Origin of the sequence: Modestobacter sp. VKM Ac-2982 (assembly GCF_026967935.1) — a bacterium.
Classification (GTDB): Bacteria; Actinomycetota; Actinomycetes; order Mycobacteriales; family Geodermatophilaceae; genus Modestobacter.
This window is the reverse complement of the sequence record NZ_JAPVBL010000004.1, coordinates 481,316-502,861: the sequence shown is the minus strand read 5'-3', so window position 1 is coordinate 502,861 and position 21,546 is coordinate 481,316. Positions and strand designations below refer to the sequence as shown.

The window sequence follows — 21,546 nt, the reverse complement described above, 5'->3', positions numbered from 1 at the left end:
TCGGCCGCCGTCCCCGGGTCGGGTCGGGCAGGATCGGCCCGTGACCGAGGATCAGCGCGGAGTCGTCTTCCCGGCCGGGCCCGACGGCCGGCGCAGCACCGCCACGCTCGGCCGGTCGGTCGTCGCCGACGCCCTGCGGCCGGTCGACCCGACGGGGGCGCGGGCCGCTGAGCAGGAGACCAACTGGCGGGCCGGCTACCTGACGCACCTGCGCCGCACGGTGGAGGCGGGGCTGAGCTCCCGGGCCGCAGCGCTGCAGATCGCCGGTGCCGGACTGGACTCGCTGCACGCCCGGATGCGGGTGGCCGGGCCGGACGGCGAGACCGACCTCGGCGTGCTGCAGACCGCACCGCCGGCCCGTCCGCTGCGCACCGTGGAGCTGGCCGGGGAGGCCGAGCCCGAGCGGGAGCTGTCGCTGCCGTACCGCGGCACCCGGCTGCGCGGGGACGACCTGCACCGCCGGCTGGTCGCCTGGGTCGACGCCGGGGTGATCGAGCCGAGCTGCGCCGACGCGGTGCGCACCGTCGCCGACCACCCCGAGTGGCTGGCCCTGCCCGACCACACGGTCGCGGTGCTGGGGGCCGGCGCGGAGATGGGGCCGCTGACGGCGCTGCTGCGCTGGGGCGCCCGGGTCGCCGCCGTCGACCTGCCGCGGCCGCAGTTGTGGGAGCGGGTCCACGAGACCGCCCGGCGCGGCGCGGGCACGCTGCTCACGCCGGTCGGGGTGGACGACGCAGCCGGCGCCGACCTGATCACCGAGGTGCCCGCGGTCGCCGACTGGCTCGCCGCCCTCCCGGGGTCCCCGGTGCTGGGCAACTACGTCTACGCCGACGGCGCGACCAACGTCCGCGTCTCGACGGCCGTCGACACGCTCACCCGGCGGCTGACCGGCGCCCGCCCCGACCTGGCGCTCGCCTTTCTCGCCACCCCGACCGACGTCTTCGCGGTGCCCGGCGAGGCCGTCGACTTCTCCGTCGCCGCCTACGCCTCCCGGCCACGGACGGCGAAGCTGGTGGGCCGGCCGCTGCGCACGCTGTCAGCCGGACGGTTGCTGCGCCGGGCGTACGTGCCGGGCACCGACCCGGGCATCGCCGACAGCCTCGTGCCGCAGCAGGGGCCGAACTACGCCCTGGCCAAGCGGCTGCAGCGCTGGCGTGCCGCGGTGGCCCGGGAGGCGGGCAGCACCGTGTCGATGAACGTCGCCCCGCCCACCCGCACCCGCTCGGTCGTCAAGAACCGGGCCCTGGCCGCCGCCTACGCCGGTGCCCACCGCTTCGGGGTGGAGGTGTTCGAGCCGGCGACGGCGAACGTGCTGATGGCGGCGCTGCTGGTGCACGACCTGCACACCGGCGGTGGCCCCGCGCAGCAGCACCCCTGGCAGGACGAGGCGCACGCCGCCGCACACGGCGGCCTGTGGCGGACCCCGTACGCCCCGCGCAGCGCGCTGGGGCTGGCGGCGGTGCTGGGCCTGGGCGCCGCGCGCAGCTGACCCTCCTGGCGGGGTGGACTCGGCCCCTGGGGCCGGCGTCCGCAGCGGTTCCGCTCAGGGGCTGCTCAGGGACGCAGGTCAGGGGCGCTTCAGGGTCGGTTCAGGGCGCTCCCCGATGTTCCTGGGACGGCTCCGCCGACAGGCTCGTCGGCATGGACACCACCACTTGCGCCCACCTCGGGGGGACGCTGTGATCGTCGCCCGGGGACTCACCAAGACCTACGGCCCCAAGACCGCCGTCGACCACCTGAGCTTCACCGTCGAGCCCGGCCGGGTGACCGGCTTCCTCGGCCCCAACGGGGCCGGCAAGTCCACCACGATGCGGATGATCCTGGGCCTGGACCGGCCCACGTCCGGCAGCGTCACCGTGAACGGCCGGTCCTACGCCGCCTCACCGGCGCCGCTGCGCGAGGTCGGTGCGCTGCTGGAGGCCCGGGCCCTGCACCCGGGCCGCAGCGCCCGTGACCACCTGCGCTGGCTGGCCGCCAGCAACGGCATCCCGCGCACCCGGATCGACGAGGTGCTCGACCTGGTCGGCCTGGACGCCGTCGCCGACCAGCGGGTGGGCCGCTTCTCCCTCGGCATGGGGCAGCGGCTGGGCATCGCGGTAGCGCTCCTCGGCGACCCGCCGGTCGTCGTCCTGGACGAGCCGGTCAACGGACTGGACCCGGAGGGCATCCGCTGGGTCCGCACCCTCGCCCGGGAGCTCGCCGGGCAGGGGCGCACCGTGCTGGTCTCCAGCCACCTGATGTCGGAGATGGCGCTCACCGCCGACCACCTGATCGTCGTCGGCCGCGGACGGATGCTCGCCGACTGCTCGATGGCCGACTTCATCACCGACCACGCGACCTCCTACGTCCGGGTCCGCAGCCCGCGGATGGGCGACGCCGAGGCGCTGCTGCGCAACAACGGCCTGGACGTCGACCGGGTCGACGACGAGCTGCGGGTGCGCGGCCGCAACGCCGCCGAGATCGGTGAGCTGGTCGGCGGGGCCGGCCTGCACATCCACGAGCTGTCCCTCGTCCAGTCCTCGCTGGAGGACGCCTTCATGACCCTGACCGCCGACAGCGTCGAGTACGCCACCCACCCCACCGAGACCGCAGGAGCCGTCCGATGAGCACCACGACCGCGAACGCCGCCCCGGCCCGGCCGGGGGCCGGCGCCTCACCGGCCCCCGACGTCGTCTCCCTCGACCCGAACCGGCACGTGCCCGGTGTCCGGCCCCCCGGGTTCGCCCAGGTGCTGCACGCGGAGTGGGTCAAGTTCTGGACCGTCCGCTCCACCCGCTGGTCGCTGGGCCTGCTGTTCGCACTCGGCGCCGGCCTGACGACGCTGGTCTGCTGGGCGGCAGCCGCCGACCTGGCCGCGGGCGACACGGGGGAGGTGCCCGCGGCCTTCCTCACCTGGGGCCTGCTCTTCTCCCAGCTCACCGCGCTGGCGCTGGGCACGTTGGTGGTCACCAGCGAGTACGGCACCGGCATGATCCGGGCCACCGTCACCGCGGTGCCCCGACGCGGCCGGGTGGTGGCGGCCAAGGCCGTGGTGCTCGCCGGCGTGCTCTTCGTCGCCGGCGTGGTCACCGCGGTGGCCGGCTACTTCGGCGGCAACTGGTTCCTGGAGCGGGAGGGCGTCGGCATGGCCCTCTCGGACGACGGCGTGCTGCGCGCCCTGCTGGGCAACGGGCTCTACCTCGCCGGGCTCGGGTTGTTCGCCCTGGCCACCGGGCTGCTGATCCGGCACACCGCCGCGGCCGTGACCGTCGGCATGGCGCTGGTGCTGGTGGTCGGCAACGTGGCCTACGCCCTGCCGGGAACCTGGGGGGAGTGGGTGGCCAAGCTGCTGCCGGGCAACGCCGGTGGGTCGGTCGCCCAGGTCGCTCCCTTCAACGGCGGGGCGGTGCTGGCGCCGTGGACCGGCTTCGGGGTCTTCGTCGCCGAGGTGGCCGCGCTGATGCTGGTGGCGGTCCTGGTCTTCCGCCGGCGCGACGCCTGAGGGAGGACGCCCGTGCAAGGGCCGGCACCGGTGCCCGTACCTCGTCGAGGTACGGGCACCGGTGCGTCAGGGCAGCAGCCGGGCCGCGGCGTGGTCCCACTCGCGCACCAGGTCGACCTCGTCCGGGGCGCGCAGCCACTGCTCCTCCAGGCCGCCCATGACCGCGAGCAGCTGGCGGGCGGTCGAACCGGGCAGCTCGACGTGCCCGGTCAGCAGCCGGGTGAAGGTGCTGAGCACCCGGGCGTCCCGATCGCGGAAGTACTCGTGCGCGGGGTGCCCTGCGAACAGCGACTCGGTCCGCAACATCGAGTACAGCCGGACGATCTCCGGCTGGGTGGTGTTGCGGACGACGATCGCCCGCAGCACCGTCCGGGTCTCGGCCAGCGAGGAGCCGTCCAGGTCCTCCAGCCCGGCGCCCAGCTCCCCGGCCACGGCGGCTGCGTCCCGGCGGTCGCGGTCCTCCAGCAGGGCCACCAGCAGCCCGTCCTTGGAGCCGACGTGGTGCAGCAGCCCGGCGACGGTCAGCCCGCACGCATCGGCGACGGCGGCCACGCTGAACCCGTAGTAGCCGCGCTGCCCGACGATCCGGGTGGCCTCGTCGAGGATCTGCCGGCGGCGCTGCTCCGGCGTCCACCGGCTGCCGGGGCCGCGGGCCCTGGCCTCCCGCACCGTCAGCCCAGGTGCAGCGTGATCGCGTGGGGGTCGGTGGCGTGCGCGCCCACCTGCAGCGCGACGTCGGCGACCTCGGGCAGCACCCGCTCGCGCCGGTCGTCGTCCCAGCGGGCCAGCGCGAGCAGGCTCACCGGCACGGTCACCTGCACCGACCCACCGGCGGGGACGGCGACGCTGCGGAAGCCGACCAGCATCCGCTCGCCCGGGTAGCCGCCGGTGCCGGTGCGGCCGTAGACCTGCACCACGTGCCGGCCGTCGCGACCGCCGGTGTTGGTCACCGTCGCGGTGACCGCCGACCCGTCCGCCGTCACGTCGCCGATGGTGAACGTCGTGTAGGAGAGCCCGAACCCGTGCGGGTACGCGGCCTCGACGCCGAGCCGGTCCAGCAGCCGCTGGCCGTGCCACCGGTCGTAGGTGATCGCGGTGGCGTCCCGGTCGAAGGCGGGGAGGTGCTCCTCGCTGGTCGGCACGCTGAACGGGAGCCGGCCGGCCGGCTCTGCCGCGCCGGTCAGCACGTCGCCGAGCGCACGGCCGCCCTCCATCCCGGCGTACCACTGCAGCAGGACCGCGGGCACCTCGTGCCGCCACGCCTCGGTGAGCACCGGGCCGGCGGCGACGACCGAGACGACGGTGCGCGGGTTGGCTGCCGCCGTGGCCCGGATGACCTCCTCGTGCTCGGGCCGGAGCCGCAGCGAGTCGCGGTCCCCGCCGAACCCCTCCCCGGCGGTCATCACCACCTCGTCGCCGGTGGCCCGGACGCCGTCCGGCCGCGGCGGGTACAGGGCCAGGAGATCCGGGTCGTTCATGGTGTCCGAGCCGACGTACTCGCCCTCGTCCTCGGCGGTGAACCCGGTGACGACGACCGCCACGTCGGCCTGCCGGGCGGCCTCGGCGGCGGCCACCGGGTCGTCGTCGGCGACGTGGACGACCCGGGCGCCGGGGAAGGCCGCGGTGATGCCCTCCAGCGGGGTGGTGCTGCTGGGTGGGCGGACGTCGGAGGAGCCGTGGTCGCCCTGGTTGACCTCGGTCGCCAGCCGGCCGATGACCGCGATCGAGGTGACCGCCGCGGGATCCAGCGGCAGCACCGGCGCGCCGTCGACCGGCTCGTTGCGCAGCAGCACCATGGCGCGGGCGGCGACCTCGCGGGCCAGGGCGCGGGCGTCGTCGTCGGCCATCAGCTCGGGGCCGAAGGGACCGTCCTCGCGGGCCGCGTAGGAGCGCAGCATCGCTGCGATCATCCGGACGCCCGATCGCTCGACGAGCTCCCCGTCCACGCTCTCGGCGGTCAGCGCCTGGGCGCGCTGCTGGCGGAAGGGCTCTTCCAGGTCGAGCCCGGCCTCCAGCGAGGCGCCGGCGTCGCGCAGGCCCCAGATGAAGTCGCTGACGGTGATCCCGTCCCAGCCCCACTGGTCGCGCAGCACCTCGGTGAGCAGGTGTCGGTTCTGCCCGGCCCATTCGCCGTTGACCGAGTTGTAGGCGCTCATGATCGCGGCCACGCCCTCGTCCACGGTCCGCTTGAAGTGCGGCAGGTAGACGTCCTGCAGGGTCGCCTCGTCGATCGTCACGTCGACGGTGAACCGGGCGTTCTCCATCGAGTTCAGTGCGTAGTGCTTGGCGCAGGCCATCACGTACCGCTGCGTGCCGCGCACCAGCGCAGCGCCCATCTCGCCCAGGTGGAACGGGTCGTCGCCGTAGGTCTCCTGCGCCCGGCCCCAGGCCGGGTGGCGCAGCAGGTTGATGCAGACGCCGCCGAAGAAGTTGCCGCCGACGGCCCGCACCTCACGGCCGATCACCGCACCGACCCGCTCCTCGAGCTCGGGGTCCCAGGTGGCGCCGCGGGCCATCGAGACGGGGAACGCGGTGCCGTTGCCGGAGACGCAGCCGCGCGGGCCGTCGACGAACTGGGTGCCGGGGATGCCCAGGCGGGGGACGGCGCCGTGCGGGATCGGCACGGTGTTGTAGCCGCCGGTCAGCATCGCCAGGAAGCCGTCCCAGAACTCCCAGTCGCCGTCGAGCAGGCCGAGCCGCTCGTCGGGGGTCAGCTGGTCGAACAGGCCGGCGGCCTCCTGCCGGACGTCGGCCCCGCGGCGGACGGCGGCCACGGCGGCGTCGAAGGGAGTGTGCTGAGCGTCCGTGCCCACGGGGTCCTCGCTTACCTAGTGACTTGTAGGTAGCGCCGACCCTAGCCGTCGGCCGGGACGGTCGCGCGGGCGCTGCGACGCTGCGCTCCGGACCGCGGGGCCTGGACGGCGGTCCTCCGGCCGCGGGATGCTGCCGGCCGTGCGCCTGCGTGTGCTCGACCTCGCCCGCCGGCGACCGCTGACCCTCGCCGCCGCGGTCACGGTGCTCTGGCACCTGGTGCTGTTCGCCGTCGAGGACCTGCTGCCGCCGTTGCAGCCGGGGTGGTTCCCCGCCCTGGGCGCGGCGGTGGTGAACGTCGTGCTCGCCGCGCTCACGCTCGCGCTGATCGGCTGGCTGGGCTGGTGGCGCGAGACCGGGCTGGTCTGGCGGTGGCCGGACCGGTCGTGGTGGCTGCTCCTGCCGCTGCTGGCCGAGGGGCTGCTGCACCTCGTCGACGGGCTGACCGGTTCGGCGACGGTGCTGGCCAGCGCGGCGGTGACCATGCTGGCGGTCGGACTGGCCGAGGAGTCGCTCAGCAGGGGGCTGGTGCAGCGGCTGCTGAGCCCGTTGGGCCTGGCCCGGACGGCGGTGCTGGTGGGCGTGCTGTTCGGCCTCGGGCACGCGATGAGCGGGCTGTGGTTCGGGCGGCCGGTCGACGAGATCGCCTTCCAGGTGGTGAACACCGCCGCCTTCGGGTTCTGCCTGGCTGCGCTGCGCTGGCACGTGCGCACCATCTGGCCGCTGGTCGGGCTGCACGCACTGGTGGACTTCACCAGCATCAACAGCCCCGGTGCGCTGCCCGACGTCGTCCAGGTCTCGATCATCGTGCTGCTGATCGCCTACGGGTGGTGGTTGCTGCGGCTGCTCGACCGGCGACCGGAACGGGCGCGGTCGCCGGTCTCCACCGGCTGACCGGCGCTCAGGCTGGGCCGATGAGCCCAGCGACGATCTCCGCCGAGAGGGTGACCAGCGGGAGCCCACCGCCGGGGTGCGCCGAGCCGCCGACCAGGAACAGGCCGGGCACCCCGGCCGCGTTGGCCGGCCGCAGGAAGGCCGCCCGGGCCCCGTTGCTGGACGTGCCGTAGATCGAGCCGCCGGGGCTGCCGGTCTCCCGCTCCAGGTCGGCCGGGGTGCGCACGACCCGCCAGCGGACCCGGTCGCGCACGTCCAGGCCGCGGGCGGCCATCGTCGCCAGCACCTGGTCGGCGTAGCGGTCGGCCAGCCCGGGGGCGGCCCAGTCGACGCCGGTGCCCGGCTCGTGGCGGGGGGCGTTGACCAGCACGAACCACGACTCGCTGTCCGGGTCCGGGCGGGTGGCCGGGTCGTCGGGGGCGCTGACGTAGACCGTCGGGTCGGTCACCGGCCGGCTGGGCCCGCCTCGTCCGAACAGGGCGTCGAACTCGGCGTCGTAGTCGGTGGGGAACAGCACGGTGTGGTGGGCCAGCCCGGGCGTACGGCCCCGCAGCGCCAGCAGCAGCACGAACCCCGACGACGACGGGGTGACCCGCTGGAGCGCGGCCCGGGCCCGCCGGACCGGCGCCTCTCGTGGGAGCAGCCGACCGTAGAGGCTGGCCGCGTCGGCGTTGCAGACGACGACGTCGGCCGGCAGCACCTCGCCGTCAGCGAGCCGCACCCCGGCCACCCGGTCACCGGTCACCAACACCTCGGTCACCGCGGTGCCGGTGCGCAGGACCGCGCCTCGTTCCTCGGCGCGTGCGGCCACCGCCTCGGGCAGCCGGCGCAGCCCACCGGGCACGTACCAGGAGCCGAACGCCTGCTCGGCGTAGGGCACGGTGAGCAGCGCCGCAGGTGCCCGCCGGGGGTCCGAGCCGGAGTAGGTCGCGTACCGGTCCAGCAGCATCCGCAGCCGCGGGTCGGTCAGGTAGCGGCGGCCCAGGCCGCGCAGCGTCCGCCCGGGGGCCACCGTGCGCAGGTCGGCGGTGTTCCGGGCGAGCCGGGCCAGGGTGGCCGCACCGGCCAGCGGGGTGCGCAGGAACGGCTGCTCGGTGGCCCGCCACATCGCCTCTGCCCGGGTCAGCAGCGCGGCCCACTGCGCGCCGCTGCCGGGGCCGAGGTCGGCGTCGAGCCGGGCCGGGACGTCGTCGCGGTGGCCGGGCACCGCCGTCGTCGTCCCGTCGGCGAACCGGTAGGCGACCGCCGGGTCCAGGCGCTGCAACGGCAGCACCTGCGACAGCGGGGCACCCGTGGCGGCGAAGAGGTCCTCGAGCACCTGCGGCAGGGTGACCAGGCTCGGGCCGGTGTCGAAGCCGTGGCCGTCGCGGGCGTACCAGCCGAGCTTGCCCCCGACCTGCGGCGCCTGCTCCAGCACGGTGACCGCATGCCCGGCCGCGGCCAGCCGGGCGGCGGCGGCGAGACCCCCCAGCCCAGCGCCGACGACGACGACCCGGGCCACGCCGCTCACGGTACGGGTCGCCGTTGGTCACGCAGTGCTGTGTCGGCCGCCCCGAGGCCGCGCTCAGGGACCAACGGTCAGAAGTCGGACTCCAGGCGGGCCAGCAGGGCGGCGGCGTCCCAGGTGGGCGGCGGCATGATCCGGCGGATGGTGAGCAACGGCTGCGCCGGGTCGGTGGCGTCGGCGAGCTGGAACGCGGCCCGGTAGCCCGCGGCGGCGACGTGCGGCAGCGTCTCCTGGTCCCACATCCCGTGCGGATAGGCGAGCAGGTCGACCGGGTGACCGAGGACGTCGGCCAGGGTCTGGCGGGGCTGGTCCACCTGTTCGGCCCACTGGTCGCCGGAGATGCGGTCCATCCGCTGGTGGTCCCAGCTGTGCGCGCCGATCGTCATGCCCGCCGCGTCCAGCTCCCGCAGCTGGTCACTGCTGAGCCAGTCCGGCTTGTCCAGCACCACGGTCATCGGGAAGAACGCCGCCGGGAAGCCGAACTGCTGGAGCACCGGCAGGGCCGCCGTGGCGTGCGTGGCCGACCCGTCGTCGAAGGTGAGCAGCACCGGCCGGTCGGGGAGTGCCGTGCCGAACTGCAGGTGGTCGACGAGCGCCGGGGCGGTGACCGGGGTGTACCCGCCGTCGCGCAACGCCTGGAACTGGGTGGTGAGTGCGGCTGGAGGCGTGGTGATCGTGCGGGCGTAGGCGCTGTCGTCGGCGCGGAACTCGCGGATCTGGTGGAAGCAGAGCACCGGGACCGTCGACCGGGCGAGGATCTCGGCCGGGGTCCCCGGGGTGGGTGCCGGTTCCTCGGTCGGGCTCGGGGCTGCGCTGGAGGTCTCGGCTGCGGAGGTCTCGGCTGCGGACGTCGAGGGTGCGGACGTCGTGGGTGCTGCCACCCGGTCGCTGCCGGACCGGCTGCACCCGGCGAGGAGGAGGGCGCCGCCGGCGGCCAGGAAGTCACGTCTGCGCACGGGGTCACCGTGGTCCACCGGGGGGCGGGGGCGCAAACCCCGGGCGTGGCGCCGCCGGGCGCGCCGCAGCCGGGTGGAGCCGCCCCACCGACCGTGGAGCCGGGCCGCGGCCCGGCTCCACGGTCGGTGGGGCGGCTCAGGCTCGGCCGAGTCGAGGGCCGACGCCCGGCGCCGTCAGCGGTAGACCACGTCCACGCTGCGGAAGGCACCCAGGGCGTGGTCGGCGACGAAGTGCTCGTGGTCCCGGCGGATCCGCTCGGTGGCCTCCTCGGCGAAGCGCAGGACGTCGTCGACGAACAGGTCCCGCCCGCCGATCGCCTCCAGGATCGCCGGCTCGACGTCGTAGTCGACGTTGCCGGTCTCGTCCGACATCGCGTGCGTGTGCGCCAGCACCCGGCCGCAGATGTCCGCGTACTCCTTCCACTCGTCGGTCGACAGGGAGCCGAGGCTGATGTCGTCGCGGAAGGGTGCCCGCTCGCGCACCATGAAGCTCTGGCCGTCGATGTCGACGCTGCCGTAGAAGACGTCGCCGCTGACCAGGTGGACCCGCTGCGCGTGCCGGATCCGGTCACCCTGCTTGTCGACCTCGTAGCCCGAGGGCGGCACCAGCCCGGCCAGCGCCGAGCGGCGGGCGCGCTTGAACTCCAGGAGCAGGTCGTCGGTGCCGTCGTCGCGCACGCCGGCGATGAGCACGTAGTACCGGGCCAGCCCGAGGGAGGCGGTGCCGGCGCCGCGCCGCTCGGCGACGTCCTTCACCCGCATCCGCCCGGCGCGCTCGGGTACCGGGACCTCGTTCTCGGCGACGTAGCGGTCGACCATCTGCTGGAACTCCTCCCGGCGGCTGCTGACCGGCACCAGCTCCTCGTCGGTGCGGAAGCCGCTGCGGGTCTCGTCCAGCAGCTCGGCCAACCAGTCGGCGCGGCTGGTCTCCAGCGTGCTGGCGATCAGCTCGGCGATCAGCGGCGGCGCGTTGTCCATCCGGAGCTGCTCGTTCTGCTCCTGCCCGTCGGCGGCGTAGGAGGCGATCCCGGCCACGTAGCCGCGCACGAAGCGGCGCGCGATGGCCCGCTGCTTCTTCGGGCCGTGCCCGGACTTCTCGGCCGCACCCAGCATGAACCCGACCGCACCGCGCTTGAGGTCCCAGGTGAAGGGCGCGTAGTAGGCGTCGTCGAAGTCGTTGACGCCGAAGATCGGCACGTTGTCCGAGCTCGGCATCACGCCGAAGTTGCCGGGGTGGACGTCGCCGAGCGCGAGCACCGTGGGCAGCCGGGCGTCCTCGCCGACCAGGTCGCGGTAGAAGAGCAGGTTCGTGCCGCGGAAGAAGTGGAAGACCGAGCCGGCGAGCTTGTCGAACTTCGCCCGCGCCTCCAGGTCGCCGGTCGCGATGCGGGTCTCGTGGTCCTCGCGCACGGTCTCCCGGACGTGCACCCGGCGGTCGTTGCCGGTGAGCATGCGGGGGATGAGCACCATCTCGCCGCGGGCCCGGGCCTCGGCCAGCAGCCGGAAGGCATCGACCCGGGAGTGCACCGGGCGGGAGCCGTCGCCGCGCATGCCGTCAGGGGAGGCGGCGTCGCCGTGGTCGTCCGACGTCAGTGCGTCCAGCAGTTCTTCCTTGCTCATCGAGGAGCGTCCGGGCACCTCCTGCTCACGCGCGCGGCGCAGCAGTTCGGTGCGGGTGGCGGACTCGAGGTCTGTGTCCATGCCCTCCGCCTACCCCGGTCGCCCCCGGTCCTGAAACCCCGGTCGGCTGCACGGGTCAGTGCAGGTCGCGCCGGGTGAACAGGACGACGCCCACGGTCAGGACGACGGCGGTGACGAGCGAGAGGAAGACGGCGGCCTGGAGGTTGCCCAGCAGGTACTCCGTGGAGACCCCGGTGACCGGGTCGAAGCCGGTGTACAGGGTGAGGCCGTCCGGCAGCACCAGGGCCGCGGCGTTGTCGGTGAGCAGCCAGGGCTGCCACGCCGGACGCACGGCCCGCACCGCCGTCTCCAGCACCGCGAAGTAGACGAACCCCACCCCGAGCGCCGCGCCGGTGTTGCGCACCAGGTTGGTCAGCCCGAACCCGAGCAGCCCGATCAGGGTGGTGAGCAGCACGCCGCGGCCCCCGGTGGCCAGCAGCTCGGACCAGAAGCCCTCGGGCAACGCAGCGCCGTCGCCGGCGACCGCCTGCCACAGGCCGGCCGTCGCCAGCCACGCGCCTTGCGCCACCACCCCGAGGACGGCGGAGGCGACGGCGACGACGGCGGTCTTCGCCCCGAGCACCCGGGGCCGCCGGGTCTCCCAGAACAGCAGCGCCACGATCGACCGGGACGACCACTCGGCGCCGACGAACGTGGCGCCGATGAGGAAGGCGAGCACCGCACCCGCCGCGCCGAACGCCACCGCGCCGGCCGTGCCGCCGGACACGAGGGAGAAGGGCGCCGGGTCCAGGTACCAGTCGAGGTCCAGGTCGGCGGCGGTGACCGGCGGGCCGCAGAACTCGTCGGGGGAGGCGTCCGCCGGGACGTCGGTCGAGGCCAGGCACTCCTCCCGGAACTCGTTCGACCGTTCCACCTCCGCCTGCAGCTCCTGCTGGGCCGCGGCGAGCCGCGCGGGGGTTGCGGACGCGAACTGGGTGAGGCCGATGACGGTGGCGGTGACCCAGCCCAGCGCCGCGAGCAGCAGGAGCACCTGGATGAACCGGCGGGCCACGAACCGGTGCGCCTCGGCCCTCAGCAGCCCGCCGAACCGGCCGGCGGGCGCCGTCGAGGGCGTGTCGGTGCGGACGGCGGTCACGCCGGCTCCGCCGTCAGCGCCAGGAACGCGCTCTCCAGGTCTGCCGCCACCGGGGTGAGCTCCTCCAGGTAGTGACCGTGCTGGGCGAGCACCCGGGTGATCTCCCCGGGCGCCGGGACGCCGGAGACGACGAGCACGTCGGCGGTCGGGGTGACGGTGAAGCCGGCTGCGGTGAGGACGGCGGCCGCGGCGGTCTGGTCGGGCACCCGGACCCGCACGTCCCCGGAGGAGCGGCCGGACAGCACCTCGTGCACCGGGCCGGAGGCGATGCAGCGGCCCCGGGCCATGATCGAGACCTGGTCGGCGACCTGCTCGATCTCGGCCAGCAGGTGCGAGCTGAGCAGCACGGTGGTCGAGCCGTCGTTGCCCAGCCGGCGGATGAGCTCACGCACGTCCCGGATGCCGGCCGGGTCGAGGCCGTTGCTGGGCTCGTCCAGGATCAGCAGCCGGGGCGACTTGAGCAGCGCCGCGGCGATGCCCAGCCGCTGCTTCATCCCCAGCGAGTAGCCCTTGAACCGGTCGTCGGCCCGGTCCTGCAGCTCGACCGTCTCCAGCACCTCCTCGACCCGGGTCCGCGGCACCCCGGCGGTCTCGGCGAGCAGCCGCAGGTTGCGGCGGCCGGAGAAGCCGGGGAAGAACAGTGGGGTCTCGACCAGGGCACCGACGCTGCCGATCACCTGGGGGAGCCCGTCGGGCACCGGCCGGTCCAGCAGTCGGACGTCGCCGGCGTCGGGGCGGATCAGGCCCAGGAGGACCCGGATCGTCGTCGTCTTGCCCGAGCCGTTCGGGCCGAGGAACCCGTGCACCCCGCCGGACTCGACCACCAGCTCCAGGGAGTCCAGGGCCTGCTGCGGCCGGCGACCCCGCCGGGCGTAGCTCTTGGACACCGCGTGCATCTCCACGGCCGGCACGAGCGCCTCCTGACGCGACGGGGCTGGGCGGGAGCACCGTGGCACAGCCGGGCGCCCGGGCGACACCACCTGGCGCACGTGTCCGGAACCGGTCCGGCCGCTGCGGGTCAGCGATCCGTGTGCGAGTGCCCGAGGACCCCGGCCAGTGCGGCGTCGGAGGCGGCCAGCGCCGCGCGGTCGTGGGTGCTGCTGGAGGCGACGAGCTCCGCGGCGCCGGTCCGCTCGATCAGCTCGGTCAACCGGCTCGCCACCTGGGCGGGGGTGCCGGCGATCGCGGCCGCGGCGGTCTGGTCGACGTAGGACTGCTGGCGCGCGCTCAGCGTGCGGGCCCGGATCCCCGCCACCGGTTCCAGCGGCGGGAAGGCGCCGGTGGTGCGGGCCTGCGCCATCGCCCAGGCCTCCGGCAGCAGCAGGTCGCTGGCCTCGGCGGCGCTGTCGGCGACCAGCACGTCCAGGCTGATCGCCACCCGCGGCTGCGGCGCCTGCTCGTTCGGCCGGTAGTCGCGCCGGTACCCGGCCAGCGCGGCGAGCCCGGGCTCCGGGTCGCCGGCCACGCCGAGCAGCGGCCCGCCCACGATCACCGGGAGCCCCAGCTCGGCGGCGACCTGCAGGCCCTGGCCGGTGGCCAGCACGTACATCGGGACGGCGGTGGTCGGCCGGGGGTACGCGGTGATCTCCGCCGATCCGGTGAGGAACGCCCGCAGCTCGGCCAGGTCGCCGGCGAAGTCGTGCTCGTCGGTGGAGCGCAGCGCCCGGCGCACCGGCGCGGTGAAGCCGGGGGAGCGGCCCAGCCCCAGGTCGACCCGGCCGGGGGCGAGGGCGCTCAGGGTGGCGAACTGCTCGGCGACGACGAGCGGCTGGTGGTGCGGCAGCATCACGCCCGCCGAGCCCAGCCGGACGGTCGTCGTCCGGCCGGCGATCGCGGCCAGCAGCACCGCGGGCGCCGACCCGGCGACGCCGGGCACCCCGTGGTGCTCGGCCACCCAGAACCGGTCGTAGCCCAGCTGCTCGGCGAGGGCGGCCCGCGCCACGGTGCCGGTCAGCGCGGCGGCGTCCGGCTCGCCCGCCCGGGTGCGGGCGCGGTCCAGCAGGGAGAGCTGCATCAGAACGCGTACCTGACCCGCAGCCACGGGGCGTGCTGCCGGATCAGCTCCTGCAGCCGCAGGACCCCGGCCCGCTTCACGTCGTTGCGGTAGCGGACGTTGACCTGGCCGTTCTGGCTGACCTTGGGCTGCTGCAGCTCCGGGCGCCAGAGCAGCCCCTCGGCCTGCGGGTGCCAGCCGAGGTTGACCTCGTGCAGGCCCTCGTTGTGGGTCAGCATGATCACCTCGGCGGCGGCCTGGGCCTTCGTGGCGTCGGCGAGCTCGTCGTCCAGCTGCCGCAGCAACGTCGTCCAGTCGGCCTCCCACCCGTCCCGCAGCACGACGGGGGAGAGGTTGAGGTGCACCTCGTAGCCGGCCGCGACGAAGTCGTCGATCGCACCGACCCGCTCGTCGACCCGGCTGGTGCGCAGGTCGAGCACCCGGGCGTCGGCGTCGGGCATGAGCGAGAAGCGGACGCGGGTGCGGCCCTGCGGGTCCAGGTCGAGCAGCTGCCGGTTCACGTACTTGGTGGCGAAGGAGGCCTTCGCGGTGGGCAGCGCGCGGAAGGTGGCGACCAGGTCGGCGACGTTGTCGCTGACCAGCGCGTCGACCGAGCAGTCGCTGTTCTCGCCGATGTCGTAGACCCAGCTCTCCGGGTCGCACTGGTCGGGCTCGGTCTTCGTCCCCTGCCGGGCGACGTGCCGGCGCAGGTGGCCGGCGATCTGGTCGATGTTGGTGAAGACCGTGATCGGGTTGGCGTAGCCCTTCTGCCGCGGCACGTAGCAGTAGGCGCAGGCCATCGCGCAGCCGTTCGCCGTCGATGGCGCGATCCAGTTGGCCGACCGGCCGTTGGGCCGGCACGACAGCGACTTCTTGACCCCGAGCACCAGCGTCTCGGTCTTCACCCGCACCCAGCGGTCGACGTTGCCCTCGTTGCCGTGCAGCTCGGGGATCTGCCAGTGCGAGGGCACCTCCACCACCTCGGCACCGGGGAACCGGGCGAGCACCTGCCGCCCGCGGGGGGAGGTGGCGGCCGCGGGCTCGGCGTAGACGGTGCGCACCTGCAGCAGTCGGCTCCGCACCGGCTCCTCGGGCGGGAGGACGTCGTCGAACAGGGTCAGCGCGTCCGTCACGACCGGTGCAGCGTCGCCGGATCGACGCCTGTTCCACGGGGCGATGTGGTGATGGCCCTAGGCTCAGCGCTCCGCCGTCCCCCCATCTCGGAGGTCCTCTGTGCTGGCCAGCATCGGTTACGCCGTCGCCTACACCGGCGTCGGCATCATGCTGCTCGTGGTGGGCGCCCTCGCTCTCGACCTGCTCACCCCCGGCCACCTGGCCAAGCACATCTACGAGGAGCGCTCGGTCAACGCGGGCATCGCGCTGGCGGCCGGGTTCCTCGGCCAGGGCGCGATCGCGTTCACCACCATCTGGACCAACGCGACCAGCGGGTTCGGGCGGGCGCTGCTCTACACCGTGGTGTTCGGGCTGCTCGGCGTGCTGCTCCAGGCGCTGGCGTTCCTGCTGCTGGACCTGCTCACCCCCGGGCGGCTGGGCCAGCACCTCACCGAGGTGGCCTTCCACCCCGCCAGCCTGGTCTCCGCCGGCGCGACGCTGGCGGTCTCGGCGATCATCGTCGCCTCCATCTGGCCCTGACGGACCCCCGGACGGGTCCGTCGGGTCGTCGTCGCCAGCAGCACCCCGGCGACGACGAGGGCGCCGCAGCCGAGCTCCACCGCTGACGTGCTGTCGCCCAGCACCAGCCACGAGGTGCCGATGCCGACCACCGGCACGAGCATCGAGAAGGGGGCGACGGTGCTCGACGGGTGCCGGGCCATCAGCGCCGTCCAGAGCCCGGACCCGAGCAGGGTGGCCACCACGACGGTGTAGAGCAGCCCCGCCAGCGCCAGCAGGCCCTGCTGGCTGCCCAGCGTGGTGAACGAGCGGGCGATCGCCTCCGGGCCCTCGGCGACCAGGGCGACCCCGAGCATCGGCAGCGGGGGCACCACGCTCATCCAGAGGGTGAGCCGGAGCGGCTCGGAGGCCCGTGCCTGCCGGGCGCAGAGGTTGCCCAGCGCCCAGCCCAGCCCGCCGCAGAGGGTGAGCAACACGGGCAGCGCCAGCGCGGCGCCCCCGAGGTCGGCCCGGTAGAGGGCGATGCCGCCCAGCCCGGCGACGGCTGTGCCGATACCGGTGAGCTGGCGGGCGGTCAGCCGCTCGTGCAGCAGCAGCCCGGCCAGCAGCACGGTGAACGGCGCCGAGGACTGCAGCACCAGCGAGGCCAGCCCGGTCGGCATGCCGGTGGCCATCGCCAGGTAGAGGAAGAAGAACTGCAGGACGCCGAACCCGGTGCCGTAGCCGATCAGCCAGCGCAGCGGGACGTCGGGGCGCGGCACGAACAACAGCGTCGGGACGGCGAGGAGGGCGAACCGCAGCGCCACCAGGGCGAAGGGCGGGAACTGCTGCAGCGACAGGTGGATGGCGGTGAAGTTCAGCCCCCAGAGCACGGCGACGAGGCAGGCGAGCAGACGGTCACGACGGGGCACGGGGTGAGCTTGCCGCCCGATGCCGTTCAACTCAACTGACGAGAACTTGACTGTCCTTGCAGACTGGCTACATGGACCTGCGCACGCTGGAGACGTTGCGCGCCGTCCGCAGCCAGGGCGGGGTCACCGCGGCGGCCGCCGTGCTGCACCTGACGCCGTCGGCTGTCTCCCAGCAACTGGCCGGGCTCACCGCGGAGATGGGCGTGCCGCTCACCGAGCGGGTGGGGCGCGGGCTGCGGCTCACGCCGGCGGGAACGGCGCTGGCCGATGCCGCCGTCGACGTCGCCGTCGCCGTGGAGCGGGCCCGCGCGGCCTGCCAGGGCCATCGGGACTCACCCGTCGGCACGGTGCGCGTCTCGGCGTTCCAGAGCGCGGCGCAGCTGGTCTTCCCCCGGCTGCTCGACGCGGTGGCCGGGTGGGACGGCGTGACGCTGGAGTGTGCCGACGAGGACGTCGCGCTCGCCGACTTCCCCGACCTCACCGATCGCTTCGACGTGGTGGTCGCCCACCGGCCGGACGGCGCCGCGGACTGGCCTCCCGGCGTGCGCGTGGTGCCGCTGTTCCGGGAGCCGCTGGACGTCGCGGTCAGCCCGGGGCACCGGCTCGCCGGCCGGGCGGAGATCAGCCCCGAGGAGCTCGCCGACGAGGCGTGGATCACCGTGCGGGAGGGCTTCCCCGTCGCGCCGGTGCTGGCCGCGGTGGCGGCGCGGTCCGGAGCCGCACCGCGCATCGCCCACCGGATCAACGACTTCACGGTCGCCACGGCGATGGTCGCGGCCGGGCACGGGATCTCGCTGCTGCCCCGGCACACCACGCCCGCCTTCCCCGGGGTGCGGTTGCTTCGGCTGACCGGGGTGCCGGCCGGGCGTCGGGTCGAGGCGCTGCTGCGCCCGGACCGTGCGGAGCGGCGGGTGGTGGCGCGGGTGGTCGGCGTGCTGACGGAGCTGGCTGCCGAGATCGACCACCGGGCCGGCCGAGGCGTCTGACCGATCCGGGTGAGGTCGTGCCGGGAACCGGTCCGGACACCTCGAGTGAGCGACTAGGTTGCCCACAACGGAACCCGCCGGTCTCGTACCTGTCCTCGCACACCCGGCCGACTCCCGAGACCCTGGCACCCTGACCCGGAAGGCGGCACGAACGGATGCGCAGCGGACCTGAGGTGACGAGCGCTCGCGTCACGGGTCCGGTCATCGGGGCGCTGTACGTGGCCGGAGGGCTCGCGGTCCTCGCCATCGTCCTGCTGGGCGGGAGTGGGGACGACGGCGTCTCACCCGTGCTGACGGCGATCGGTCCGCTTGCCCTGCTGGCCGGTGGCGCAGTGGTCCGCTGGGGTCACCACCTGCCGCGGTCGGTGTTCCACCTGATGGTGCTGCTGGGGACCGCGCTGATCAGCGCGGTCGTCTACGCGGCGCCCGACCGGACCTCGGCCGTGGCGTTGGCCGGCATGTACCTGTTCATCGCCGTGGCGGCGTTCTTCCTCTTCGCGCTCCCGGTGGCGTCGGCGTACCTGGGCACCGCGATCGGGGCGTGCACCGTCGTGCTGACCCTGTGCGGGGTCGCGGCCGGCCCGGTGGTCGCGCTGGCCATCGTGATGGCCGCCATGGGGCTGGTGGTCGCGACCCTCGCCCGGCGTGCCTCCGCGGCCAGCCTGGACGGGCTCACCGGCCTGGCCAACCGGCGCGGCTTCGACGACGCGCTCGAGGAGACCGTGCGGTTCGCCGTGCGCACCGGCACCGACCTGTCCGTGGCGTTGGTCGACATCGACCACTTCAAGTCCACCAACGACCAGCACGGGCACGCCGCAGGCGACGAGCTGCTCCGAACCGTGGCCGACGAGTGGCTGCCGCGGGTGCCCCGCGGATCGGTGCTGGCCCGGCACGGCGGGGACGAGTTCGCGCTGCTGCTGCCCGCCCACGCCGGCCCGGCTGCCCTGGCGGTGGTCGAGCAGCTGCGGGTCGCCTGCGCGGGCGTGCCGCTGTCGATCGGCGTCGCCCAGCACGAGCCGGGGGAGCCGACCTCGCGGTTCATGCGCCGCGCCGACAGTGCGCTGTACCGGGCGAAGGCGGCCGGACGAGCGCGCAGCCTCCTGCACGAGGACGGCTGAGCGGTTCCGCTCAGCGGCGGGCGGCGAGCACCGACTCGTAGACCTCGACGGTCTGCTGGGCGATCGCCGGCCAGCCGAACTCGGCCAGGACCCGCTCCCGGCCGGCCGCGCCCATCGCGGCGGCGCGGTCGGGGTCGGCGAGCAGCTCGGCCATCCGCGCCGCCAGCCCCGCGGCGAAGGCGGCCGGGTCCTCGGCGTCGTAGGGCACCAGCAGCCCGGTCCGGCCGTCGTCCACGACCTCCGGGATGCCGCCCACGGCGCTGGCCACGACCGCCGTCCCGCAGGCAGCGGCCTCCAGGTTCACGATGCCCAGCGGCTCGTACACCGACGGGACGACGAAGACCGTCGCCCCGGTGATCAGCGGCACCAGCTGCTCGCGGGGCAGCATCTGCTCGATCCAGACCACGCCGCTGCGGCGGGTCTGCAGCTCGGCCACGGCGTCGGCGACCTGCGCCCGCTCGGCCGGGGTGTCGGGTGCGCCCGCGCAGAGGACCAGGCCGGCCTCGGGCGGCAGCTGCTCGGCTGCGGCCAGCAGGTGCACCAGCCCCTTCTGCCGGGTGATCCGGCCGACGAACAGCGCGTACGGCCGGTCGGGGTCGACCCCCACCGAGCGGACGACGTCGGGCGCGTCGATCGGCCGGTAGGCCTGGGCGTCGACCCCGTTGCCGACCACGACCACCTTCGCCGGGTCCAGGTCGGGGTAGACCTCGAGCACGTCGGCCCGCATGCCCCGGCTGACCGCGATCACCGCGTCGGCGGAGGCATAGGCGGTCCGTTCCACCCAGGAGGAGAGCCGGTAGCCCCCGCCCAGCTGGTCGGCCTTCCACGGTCGGCGGGGCTCCAGGGAGTGCGCGGTCACCACGTGCGCCGAGCCGTGCACCAGCGAGGCCAGGTGCCCGGCGTGGTTGGCGTACCAGGTGTGCGAGTGGACCAGTTCGGCATCGGCCAGCGCGGCGGCGATCTCCACGTCGATGCCGACGGCCTGCAGTGCACCGTTGGCGGCCTGCAGCCCCGTGGGCACCCCGTGGCCGGTCGCGTCCGCACGCGGACCACCGAAACAGTGGACGTCCAGCTCCGGCCCCTGCTCCAGGCCACGCAGGGCCGCGACGAGGTGCTCGACGTGCACCCCGGCCCCTCCGTAGACGTCCGGCGGCCATTCCCTGGTGATCACTCCGACGCGCACGAGGTCACCCTAGGTGGTGGAGGTGCGCAGCAGATGGGGCGAAGGCCCGGCGGAACCGTTACGGTCCGTCCATGCGTGCTGGTCCTCGGGTGCTCGGAATCGTCCTTGCTGGTGGTGAGGGGAAGCGGCTCGCCCCGCTGACCCAGGACCGGGCGAAGCCCGCCGTCCCGTTCGGGGGCAACTACCGGCTCATCGACTTCGTGCTCTCCAGCCTGGTCAACGCCGACATCCGGCGGATCGCGGTGCTCACCCAGTACAAGAGCCACTCGCTGGACCGGCACATCACCACGGTGTGGCGGATGTCCACGCTGCTGGGCAGCTACATCACCCCGGTCCCGGCGCAGCAGCGGCTCGGGCCGCGCTGGTACACCGGCAGCGCCGACGCGATCTACCAGAGCCTCAACCTGATCTACGACGACCGGCCCGAGATCGTCGTCGTCTTCGGTGCCGACCACGTGTACCGGATGGACCCGTCGCAGATGATCGACCAGCACCTGGCCACCGGCGCCGGCGTGACCGTCGCGGGCCTGCGGGTGCCGCGCCAGGAGGCGACCGCCTTCGGGGTCATCGACGCCGACGAGAACGGCAAGGTGCGCCAGTTCCTGGAGAAGCCGGCCGACCCGCCGGGGATGCCGGGCAGCCCGGAGGAGACCTTCGCCTCGATGGGCAACTACGTCTTCACCACCGACGCGCTGCTGGAGGCCCTACGGGTCGACGCCGCCGACGAGAACTCGGTGCACGACATGGGCGGGTCGATCATGCCGATGATGGCCGAGGCCGGCGACGCCTATGTCTATGACTTCAGCAGCAACGCCGTGCCGGGGGAGACCGAGCGCGACCACGGCTACTGGCGCGACGTCGGGACTCTGGACGCCTACTACGACTCGCACATGGACCTCGTGTCGGTCAGCCCGATCTTCAACCTCTACAACGACCGCTGGCCGATCTACACGCTGCCGCCGATGCTGCCGCCGGCCAAGTTCGTGCTGGGTGGCCGGGCCGAGGAGTCGATGGTCAGCGCCGGGGTGATCATCGACGGAGGCTCGGTGCACGGCTCGGTGGTCGCACCGAACGTGCGCGTGGAGCGCGGTTCCCGGGTCGAGGCCAGCGTGCTGATGGACGGCGTGCACATCGGTGAGGGCGCCGTCGTGCGGCGCGCCATCCTGGACAAGAACGTCGTCGTCCCACCCGGTGCGCAGATCGGTGTCGACCCCGAGCGGGACCGGGAGCGATACCACGTGACCGCGAGCGGGATCACCGTCCTCGGCAAGGGCTCCCGCGCCATCCACTAGACCCGC

18 protein-coding genes and 1 pseudogene are annotated in these 21,546 nt (G+C 74.5%); 8 read left to right on the top strand and 11 right to left on the bottom strand.

Annotation, left to right across the window (positions count from 1 at the left end):
- Nucleotides 1–40 precede the first annotated feature (40 nt).
- The 3 genes from O2W20_RS16935 (at nucleotide 41) to O2W20_RS16925 (ending at nucleotide 3,481) form a co-directional block, all read left to right on the top strand.
- Complete coding sequence (locus tag O2W20_RS16935) at nucleotides 41–1,489, top strand: hypothetical protein (RefSeq protein ID WP_269173892.1); 1,449 nt, start codon at nucleotides 41–43, stop codon at nucleotides 1,487–1,489.
- Nucleotides 1,490–1,679: 190 nt separating this feature from the next.
- Nucleotides 1,680–2,606: an ABC transporter ATP-binding protein gene (locus O2W20_RS16930; RefSeq protein WP_269173891.1), complete on the top strand. Its 927-nt coding sequence runs from the start codon at nucleotides 1,680–1,682 to the stop codon at nucleotides 2,604–2,606.
- A complete protein-coding gene (locus O2W20_RS16925) occupies nucleotides 2,603–3,481 on the top strand; it encodes an ABC transporter permease (protein ID WP_269173890.1) in 879 nt (292 codons plus the stop codon). Before O2W20_RS16930 ends, O2W20_RS16925 begins: the two co-directional genes overlap by 4 nt.
- Before the next feature lie 66 nt (nucleotides 3,482–3,547).
- On the opposite strand, the gene O2W20_RS16920 is transcribed toward O2W20_RS16925, so the two are convergent.
- Nucleotides 3,548–4,150 (bottom strand): TetR/AcrR family transcriptional regulator, encoded by a 603-nt coding sequence (locus O2W20_RS16920; protein ID WP_269173889.1) that lies wholly within the window; start codon nucleotides 4,148–4,150, stop codon nucleotides 3,548–3,550.
- Nucleotides 4,151–4,152: 2 nt separating this feature from the next.
- The gene (locus O2W20_RS16915; RefSeq protein ID WP_269173888.1) at nucleotides 4,153–6,294 is read right to left on the bottom strand and encodes a beta-glucosidase family protein; all 2,142 of its coding nucleotides are present in this window, start codon (nucleotides 6,292–6,294) and stop codon (nucleotides 4,153–4,155) included.
- Nucleotides 6,295–6,433: 139 nt separating this feature from the next.
- Between O2W20_RS16915 and O2W20_RS16910 the strand changes: the two genes are divergently transcribed.
- Nucleotides 6,434–7,186, top strand: coding sequence for a CPBP family intramembrane glutamic endopeptidase (locus O2W20_RS16910; RefSeq protein ID WP_269173887.1), 753 nt, complete (start codon nucleotides 6,434–6,436; stop codon nucleotides 7,184–7,186).
- Nucleotides 7,187–7,193: 7 nt separating this feature from the next.
- Here O2W20_RS16910 and O2W20_RS16905 read toward each other — a convergent pair whose 3' ends face one another.
- The 7 genes from O2W20_RS16905 to O2W20_RS16875 form a co-directional block, all read right to left on the bottom strand.
- The gene (locus O2W20_RS16905) at nucleotides 7,194–8,687 is read right to left on the bottom strand and encodes a phytoene desaturase family protein (RefSeq protein ID WP_269173886.1); all 1,494 of its coding nucleotides are present in this window, start codon (nucleotides 8,685–8,687) and stop codon (nucleotides 7,194–7,196) included.
- Between the two features lie 77 nt (nucleotides 8,688–8,764).
- On the bottom strand, nucleotides 8,765–9,649 hold the full coding sequence (locus O2W20_RS16900) for a polysaccharide deacetylase family protein (protein WP_269173885.1): 885 nt from the start codon (nucleotides 9,647–9,649) through the stop codon (nucleotides 8,765–8,767).
- Nucleotides 9,650–9,823: 174 nt separating this feature from the next.
- Nucleotides 9,824–11,350: a DUF2252 domain-containing protein gene (locus O2W20_RS16895; protein WP_269171016.1), complete on the bottom strand. Its 1,527-nt coding sequence runs from the start codon at nucleotides 11,348–11,350 to the stop codon at nucleotides 9,824–9,826.
- Nucleotides 11,351–11,405: 55 nt separating this feature from the next.
- Nucleotides 11,406–12,425 (bottom strand): ABC transporter permease subunit, encoded by a 1,020-nt coding sequence (locus O2W20_RS16890; RefSeq protein WP_269171017.1) that lies wholly within the window; start codon nucleotides 12,423–12,425, stop codon nucleotides 11,406–11,408.
- Nucleotides 12,422–13,336 (bottom strand): ABC transporter ATP-binding protein, encoded by a 915-nt coding sequence (locus O2W20_RS16885; protein WP_269171018.1) that lies wholly within the window; start codon nucleotides 13,334–13,336, stop codon nucleotides 12,422–12,424. Before O2W20_RS16885 ends, O2W20_RS16890 begins: the two co-directional genes overlap by 4 nt.
- A 107-nt stretch (nucleotides 13,337–13,443) precedes the next feature.
- Nucleotides 13,444–14,439: an MsnO8 family LLM class oxidoreductase gene (locus O2W20_RS16880; RefSeq protein WP_269171019.1), complete on the bottom strand. Its 996-nt coding sequence runs from the start codon at nucleotides 14,437–14,439 to the stop codon at nucleotides 13,444–13,446.
- On the bottom strand, nucleotides 14,439–15,551 hold the full coding sequence (locus O2W20_RS16875; protein WP_269171020.1) for a spore photoproduct lyase family protein: 1,113 nt from the start codon (nucleotides 15,549–15,551) through the stop codon (nucleotides 14,439–14,441). The genes O2W20_RS16880 and O2W20_RS16875 overlap by 1 nt, the downstream gene beginning before the upstream one ends.
- A gap of 100 nt (nucleotides 15,552–15,651) precedes the next feature.
- On the opposite strand from O2W20_RS16875, the gene O2W20_RS16870 reads away from it, so the two are divergent.
- Nucleotides 15,652–16,071, top strand: a complete 420-nt coding sequence (locus tag O2W20_RS16870) for a DUF350 domain-containing protein (protein WP_269171021.1) — start codon at nucleotides 15,652–15,654, stop codon at nucleotides 16,069–16,071.
- A gap of 41 nt (nucleotides 16,072–16,112) precedes the next feature.
- On the opposite strand, the pseudogene O2W20_RS16865 reads toward O2W20_RS16870, so the two are convergent.
- Nucleotides 16,113–16,961: pseudogene (locus O2W20_RS16865) on the bottom strand (EamA family transporter); the annotation flags it as partial.
- A gap of 71 nt (nucleotides 16,962–17,032) precedes the next feature.
- Between O2W20_RS16865 and O2W20_RS16860 the strand changes: the two are divergent.
- Both O2W20_RS16860 and O2W20_RS16855 read left to right on the top strand, forming a co-directional pair.
- Nucleotides 17,033–17,947: a LysR family transcriptional regulator gene (locus tag O2W20_RS16860; protein WP_269171022.1), complete on the top strand. Its 915-nt coding sequence runs from the start codon at nucleotides 17,033–17,035 to the stop codon at nucleotides 17,945–17,947.
- 173 nt (nucleotides 17,948–18,120) lie between these two features.
- Nucleotides 18,121–19,065, top strand: coding sequence for a GGDEF domain-containing protein (locus O2W20_RS16855; RefSeq protein WP_269171023.1), 945 nt, complete (start codon nucleotides 18,121–18,123; stop codon nucleotides 19,063–19,065).
- A gap of 10 nt (nucleotides 19,066–19,075) precedes the next feature.
- On the opposite strand, the gene glgA is transcribed toward O2W20_RS16855, so the two are convergent.
- Entirely contained in the window at nucleotides 19,076–20,248 is a 1,173-nt protein-coding gene (gene glgA, locus O2W20_RS16850; RefSeq protein ID WP_269171024.1) for a glycogen synthase, read from the bottom strand.
- Nucleotides 20,249–20,319: 71 nt separating this feature from the next.
- On the opposite strand from glgA, the gene glgC reads away from it, so the two are divergent.
- Nucleotides 20,320–21,540, top strand: coding sequence for a glucose-1-phosphate adenylyltransferase (gene glgC, locus O2W20_RS16845; protein WP_269171025.1), 1,221 nt, complete (start codon nucleotides 20,320–20,322; stop codon nucleotides 21,538–21,540).
- Nucleotides 21,541–21,546: the final 6 nt, after the last annotated feature.

What these genes read in the sequence shown, in the direction of transcription:
- O2W20_RS16895 (WP_269171016.1), bottom strand. Translation starts at nt 11,350, where the DNA reads ATGGACACAGACCTCGAGTCCGCCACCCGCACCGAACTGCTGCGCCGC.
- O2W20_RS16880 (WP_269171019.1), bottom strand. Translation starts at nt 14,439, where the DNA reads ATGCAGCTCTCCCTGCTGGACCGCGCCCGCACCCGGGCGGGCGAGCCG.
- glgC (WP_269171025.1), top strand. Translation starts at nt 20,320, where the DNA reads ATGCGTGCTGGTCCTCGGGTGCTCGGAATCGTCCTTGCTGGTGGTGAG.
- O2W20_RS16860 (WP_269171022.1), top strand. Translation starts at nt 17,033, where the DNA reads ATGGACCTGCGCACGCTGGAGACGTTGCGCGCCGTCCGCAGCCAGGGC.
- O2W20_RS16925 (WP_269173890.1), top strand. Translation starts at nt 2,603, where the DNA reads ATGAGCACCACGACCGCGAACGCCGCCCCGGCCCGGCCGGGGGCCGGC.